This window comes from Bacteroides sp. An269 (assembly GCF_002159755.1).
Classification (GTDB): domain Bacteria; phylum Bacteroidota; class Bacteroidia; order Bacteroidales; family Bacteroidaceae; genus Phocaeicola; species Phocaeicola intestinalis.
On record NZ_NFJG01000214.1, the window covers coordinates 1 to 2,183 of the forward strand.

4 protein-coding genes and 1 pseudogene are annotated in these 2,183 nt (G+C 38.7%); all 5 read right to left on the minus strand.

Annotation, left to right across the window (positions count from 1 at the left end; all coding sequences use genetic code 11):
* Window positions 1-262 precede the first annotated feature (262 nt).
* A pseudogene (locus B5F71_RS19275) lies at window positions 263-397 on the minus strand (NAD(P)-binding protein); the annotation flags it as partial.
* Window positions 398-446: 49 nt separating this feature from the next.
* Window positions 447-695, minus strand: coding sequence for a hypothetical protein (locus B5F71_RS20010; protein ID WP_140406973.1), 249 nt, complete (start codon window positions 693-695; stop codon window positions 447-449).
* A 170-nt stretch (window positions 696-865) separates the two neighbouring features.
* Window positions 866-1,270, minus strand: a complete 405-nt coding sequence (locus B5F71_RS19285; protein ID WP_087213579.1) for a HEPN domain-containing protein — start codon at window positions 1,268-1,270, stop codon at window positions 866-868.
* Window positions 1,261-1,563: a nucleotidyltransferase domain-containing protein gene (locus tag B5F71_RS19290; protein ID WP_225226352.1), complete on the minus strand. Its 303-nt coding sequence runs from the start codon at window positions 1,561-1,563 to the stop codon at window positions 1,261-1,263. Before B5F71_RS19290 ends, B5F71_RS19285 begins: the two co-directional genes overlap by 10 nt.
* Before the next feature lie 92 nt (window positions 1,564-1,655).
* Window positions 1,656-2,072, minus strand: a complete 417-nt coding sequence (locus tag B5F71_RS19295) for an acyltransferase family protein (RefSeq protein WP_337959696.1) — start codon at window positions 2,070-2,072, stop codon at window positions 1,656-1,658.
* Window positions 2,073-2,183: the final 111 nt, after the last annotated feature.

A 2,183-nucleotide genomic window follows, 5' to 3' on the forward strand; every position in this document is an offset into this window, starting at 1 on the left:
GCTCCTCAGCAGAGCTTGCGTCCTCTTCAACTCCTTGATTACAAAGCTAATGAAAACCTTTAATAAAATAAAAAAATTCTCTGGATATTTGGATTACAACATAGAAGAAACTGTTTTGGAATTTATTGTGCGATGATTTGGGATGACTAAAAAACTAAAGCACATACGAAAACGGATGCATTAAGCCGAGAAAGTTTTTTGGAGAATCTATATCCGTAATACTCATCGATGGCACCGGTAAATACAATCTTGTCTGCCAGTGCTCACAATATAAGTTTCCTCCCAAATGCGGTCGGCGGTCGATGACTAGGCATTTCTTTCCTTCTTGTGTAGCTTTATAGGCAAATACGGAGCCGAATAATTCGGCACCTACTATCAAGTAATCGTAACGTTGCATGGATAATATCTAAAGTGTCTTGTATTTAATTTTGTTGACTTATGAGTATTTATAACTTTTCGATTTCGTCTTGGGTAAATCCTGTATATTTCATGATGATTTCCATTGGCATACCATCCATTTTCATTTGTTTAGCTATGTCGGCTTTCGTTTTTCTCGCGTCAATATTTATTCCTTCAGTACGCCCCTCTGCGCGTCCCTCTAAACGTTCCTCGTCTCTTGCTGTTACAATGTTATCACGTAAGATGACCACATTGTCTAAATGGCGGTAATACGCATTCGGTTCTGCCTTGCTCATGCGTTCAAGCCGCAGTTTCTCACGGGCTTCTTTTAATCCGGGCGCAGTGGCATCGAAAGGGATATCTCCTGTGTTGAGGAAATATATGAATTTTGTGAAACAGATTTTTCTTCTGGTTTCTTTATCTCCATTGGATTCGCCATTGTAACAAAATTGGTTTGCGAAGAATATCAAGAATATACAGAAAGTAGAGACTTTAATTTGCTTAGCAGTGTCTCTGTTTGTGGAAACAAAGGAGCAACTTCTTCTTCTGTCCAGTCAAATAAATCATCGTAATCACCAGCTTGTCTCATATTCAATAAGCGGGAGGCCAAACGGGCATCTTCTTTACTAAGTAGTCCTTTCATCACAAATTCTTGTCCTAAAATGCAGATTACACCACTATGGGTTTTAGAAGAAAAGCCTTTATCTATCAACAATGCGGTAGCTGCATGAAAAACCGCATAATATAAACGGTTTGCAACAAGATTCCAGTGCTTTAATTGCGCATTGTCCCGTGCTTCCACCATTGCTTGTTCCGATTTTTGCAGGCGATAGGCTATGATTGCCCTTTTTTCTTCCAACGTCAGTGCCATAATACGATTCCCTCTTGTTCTACATTTTTATAAAAAGGAGTGAAATGCCTTTTTCCCCATTCGGCATATGTATATACCAAAGGATTAATCTCTGCATTGATTTTCCATCCCAACTCCACCAACGGAAAAGCGATGTTGTTGTAATCATCATGGCTCACTTTGTCTTGTTCTAGCAAGATAAGAAGATCCCAGTCCGAATCTTCTCGCGCATCTCCACGTGCCCGTGACCCGAACAAAATCATTTGTGCTCCAATAGGCAATACCTTCGAAGCTGTTTCTTGTATAGAATGCATTATTTTAGATGGCACTTCCATAGTGTTCCTAAGTTTTCTACAAAGAAACGAATTAATTTCGAGAAAGGCAAACGGGAGATGTTTTTATTTGCTTATAACACATGCTTCTTCATAAACGGAATTTTCATCAGAATATATGTGCTGGCTAATGACAAAAGTGTGAATAGCAGGAAGAAGCCGATAAAATTGTAAATAGGTACAACCACTTCTTCATCTACATTCAAAAGCTTATAGGCGAAATTGATGAATACAGGATGCACCAGATAAATGCCAAAGCAGTAAGGTGCCAGTTGGTTTGCCAACTTCCAATTCACATTCAGCGACCTGAATAGCAGAAACAAGGCTGAAGCCAAGCAGATTACAACAGGGGTAGCATAGCCGTAAACGTCAAAACCATAATAACATTTTGTGACGATAATCCCGATACATAGGATAATGATTGCAGTCAAAAGTATTTTGTTTCCATAAATTTTTTGCGGTGCTTTCCAACATAGCCAGTACCCCAACAAATAAATAGAGTTTATGTAAATTAGTTATGATAGTTCCAAGGGTTGATTTTAATTCTGAGATTATGCAGTGCCATACATGTGGAAAAGATGTTTTCTACAAAGTTGTTTGCC